Below are 3,619 nucleotides of genomic sequence, written 5' to 3'. Positions count from 1 at the left end.
TAGGCCTGATAAGCGCAGCGCATCAGGCACATCACAACACCGCACCATCGGGTGCAAAGCTATATCCTGAGCCTCCATAACACAAGCCATCCAGCGGTATATGCGGTAAACTAGGCGCGATTTTGCATCAGGAAAGCGTCTATGAATCACTCCCTTAAAGCCTGGAACACCTTCGGTATCGATCAGCAAACGAATGAACTTGTCTGCGCCGAAAATGAACAACAATTACTGAATGCCTGGCAATCAGCCAATGCATCGCATCATCCAGTACTGATCCTGGGCGAAGGGAGCAACGTCCTGTTTCTTGATGCCTTCCAGGGGACGGTGATCGTCAATCGTATTAAGGGTATTGAGATTACAGAACAACCTGATGCGTGGCATTTGCACGTAGGTGCGGGTGAAAACTGGCATCATCTGGTCCAGCATACGTTGCAGCTTGGTATGCCTGGCCTGGAAAATCTGGCGCTTATCCCAGGCTGCGTGGGTTCATCGCCAATCCAGAACATTGGTGCCTATGGCGTAGAGCTACAGCGCGTCTGCGAATACGTAGACTGCGTTGAGCTGTCGACTGGCAAACATCTGCGCGTTGGTGCAGCAGAATGTCGCTTTGGTTATCGTGACAGCATCTTCAAACATGAATACCAGGATCGCTTCGCAATTATTGCTGTTGGTTTACGCTTGTCTAAACAGTGGCATCCGGTACTGACCTATGGCGATCTGACGCGCCTGGATCCTACAACGGTGACGCCTCAGCAGGTTTTTGATTCTGTCTGCCATATGCGCACGACAAAACTGCCCGATCCGAAAGTAAACGGTAATGCAGGAAGCTTCTTTAAAAACCCGGTTGTCACCGCAGAGATTGCGCAGGAGCTCCTGGCAAAATTCCCAACAGCACCTAATTACCCGCAGGCTGATGGTTCTGTGAAACTGGCCGCCGGCTGGCTTATCGATCAGTGTCAGCTAAAAGGCATGCGCATTGGTGGCGCAGCGGTACATCAACAGCAGGCTCTGGTGCTGATCAATGCAGACAATGCGACGAGTCAGGATGTGGTGCAACTTGCACATCATGTACGTCAAAAAGTCGGTGAGAAATTTAATGTCTGGCTCGAACCAGAGGTCCGGTTTATTGGCCCGCAGGGTGAAATGAATGCTGTGGAGATCATTGCATGAAGGATAATACCGTCCCTCTGACGCTTATTTCATTACTCGCTGATGGCGAATTTCATTCCGGTGAGCAGCTCGGTGAAAAGTTGGGAATGAGCCGTGCCGCAATCAATAAGCATGTCCAGACGTTACGCGACTGGGGGGTTGATGTCTTTACTGTTCCAGGTAAAGGATACAGCTTACCGGAGCCTATCCAACTATTAGATGCCTCACTTATTCATTCTCAACTGGATGGTGGAAATATCACAGTCCTGCCGGTTATCGACTCAACCAATCAGTACCTGATGGACCGAATAGGTCAACTGGAGTCAGGGGATGCCTGTGTCGCTGAATATCAGCAAGCCGGGCGCGGCCGCCGTGGTCGCAAATGGTTCTCACCGTTTGGTGCCAACCTGTACCTTTCAATGTTCTGGCGGTTGGAACAAGGACCGGCTGCCGCGATTGGCCTGAGTCTGGTTATTGGTATCGTCATGGCTGAGGTTTTACGCGATCTGGGCGCAGAGAAGGTACGTGTAAAATGGCCCAACGACCTCTATTTGCTCGACCGTAAGCTGGCAGGGATCCTGGTTGAACTGACCGGTAAGACAGGGGATGCCGCGCAGATTGTTATCGGTGCGGGTATTAATATGTCCATGCGCCGGGTTGAAGAAAATGTGGTTAATCAAGGCTGGATTAACTTGCAGGAAGCGGGCATTAACATTGATCGCAATACCCTTGCTGCCCGACTGATACGTGAGTTGCGTGCTGCGTTAGTACTCTTTGAGCACGAAGGTTTAGCGCCGTATCTGTCTCGCTGGAAGAGACTGGATAACTTTATCGACCGCCCGGTCAAACTTATTATTGGCGATAAAGAAATATTTGGCGTCTCTCGTGGAATAGACGCGCAAGGTGCATTATTGCTTGAGCAAAATGGCGAGATCAAACCCTGGATGGGTGGAGAAATATCGCTAAGAAGCGCTGAGTAATAAGAAGGGGAGCTGTTGCTCCCCTTTTTTATTTATTTTCTCAACCTGACTTGCTCAACGGCATGATTGGCACTTTTCGTCATGATTAAGCTTGCTCGCTCACGCGTTGGTAATATATTTTGCTTTAAATTCAGCCAGTTAATTTCTTTCCACAACGATGTGGCGGTGTTGATAGCCTCATCTTCTGATAATTTTGCATAGTTATGGAAATAAGAGTCCGGGTTGGTAAACGCCCCTTCACGGAATTTCAGGAAACGGTTGATATACCACGTCTGGAGTAATTCTTCTGGCGCATCAACATAAATAGAAAAGTCGACAAAGTCAGAAACAAATACATGATGCGGATCGTGAGGATAGTCCATCCCGCTTTGTAATACATTTAGCCCTTCGAGTATTAATATGTCGGGCTGGGCAACGGTTTTGTCGCCATCAGGGATCACATCATAGATGAGATGGGAATAGACCGGAGCCGTGACGTTAGGTACGCCTGATTTCAGATCGGAAACGAATTTAACCAAGCGATGCATATCATAGGACTGGGGGAAGCCTTTCTTCTTCATCAGTCCACGATCTTTCAATACCTGGTTAGGGTGGAGAAAGCCATCGGTAGTAATCAACTCAACCTTGCGATGCTCGGGCCAGCGACTGAGCAAAGCCTGCAAAACACGCGCAGTCGTACTTTTACCGACGGCGACGCTGCCAGCAATGCTAATAATATAAGGAATACGCTCGCCATTCGTGCCTAAAAATTGCTCCAGCACGGCCTGACGTCGCAGGTTCGAACTGATGTAAAAGTTTAGCAAACGCGAGAGAGGCAAATAAATCTCGGCAACTTCTTCCAGCGATAAGTCTTCGTTAATGCCTTTAAGACGAGCAATCTCTTCCTCGGTCAGGGTCATCGGCACGGAATCACGAAGCGCAGCCCACTGGTTGCGATCAAACTGTAGGTAAGGCGACGTTAACGCTTGCTCTTTTATACTCATACGCATGGTCTGGCTGTCATTGCTATATCAGGTCTGCGGTAAAAAACGAAATCATCCCGGTACGCAATGGCACGCACATTTCAGTTAATTTGGACAATGGGCAGGAGGGTAACACCAGATGGGGGGGAATAATAAGAAAAAATCATCCTCTGAAATGCAATGTGACGGGTATTCCAGATGTATAAAGATGTGCTTTCTCTCTATCAAAGCGTACCTGCCGGAGCAAAATTCCTCCCAGAGGAGGCTCCTGACGTTGGAAATTTGTCCAATCCAAAGAAGAAATAGATTATTTATCGGTCGTATAGTGCAAAATGTGAGCGATAGAACATTTTATGCAATTTTTTAGTTGCATGAGTGCGCATGTCTCCATAAAATGCGCGCTACTTGATGCCGACTTAGCTCAGTAGGTAGAGCAACTGACTTGTAATCAGTAGGTCACCAGTTCGATTCCGGTAGTCGGCACCATCAAGTCCGGTGGGGTTCCCGAGCGGCCAAAGGGAGCAGACT

General features: G+C 48.7%; 3 protein-coding genes, 1 tRNA gene and 1 pseudogene. 3 read left to right on the top strand and 2 right to left on the bottom strand.

Features of this window, described 5'->3' with window-relative positions; translation table 11 throughout:
* Positions 1–141 precede the first annotated feature (141 nt).
* Positions 142–1,170 carry a UDP-N-acetylmuramate dehydrogenase gene (gene murB, locus FDW94_RS14180; protein WP_137377780.1) on the top strand — a complete coding sequence of 343 codons (1,029 nt, stop codon included), beginning with the start codon at positions 142–144 and terminating at the stop codon, positions 1,168–1,170.
* A complete protein-coding gene (gene birA / locus FDW94_RS14175; RefSeq protein ID WP_128612557.1) occupies positions 1,167–2,129 on the top strand; it encodes a bifunctional biotin--[acetyl-CoA-carboxylase] ligase/biotin operon repressor BirA in 963 nt (320 codons plus the stop codon). The genes murB and birA overlap by 4 nt, the downstream gene beginning before the upstream one ends.
* Positions 2,130–2,161: 32 nt before the next feature.
* On the opposite strand, the gene coaA is transcribed toward birA, so the two are convergent.
* Both coaA and FDW94_RS24275 read right to left on the bottom strand, forming a co-directional pair.
* The gene (gene coaA / locus FDW94_RS14170) at positions 2,162–3,112 is read right to left on the bottom strand and encodes a type I pantothenate kinase (protein WP_003031107.1); all 951 of its coding nucleotides are present in this window, start codon (positions 3,110–3,112) and stop codon (positions 2,162–2,164) included.
* Positions 3,113–3,413: 301 nt separating this feature from the next.
* Positions 3,414–3,482 (bottom strand): annotated as a pseudogene (locus tag FDW94_RS24275) (hypothetical protein); the annotation flags it as partial.
* A gap of 19 nt (positions 3,483–3,501) precedes the next feature.
* Between FDW94_RS24275 and FDW94_RS14160 the strand changes: the two are divergent.
* A tRNA-Thr gene (locus tag FDW94_RS14160) sits at positions 3,502–3,577 on the top strand.
* Positions 3,578–3,619: the final 42 nt, after the last annotated feature.

This window comes from Citrobacter sp. wls757 (genome assembly GCF_005280935.1).
GTDB classification, from domain to species: Bacteria; Pseudomonadota; Gammaproteobacteria; order Enterobacterales; family Enterobacteriaceae; genus Citrobacter; species Citrobacter portucalensis.
The sequence above is the reverse complement of the archived record's forward strand: the minus strand, read 5'-3'. Positions and strand labels throughout refer to the sequence as shown.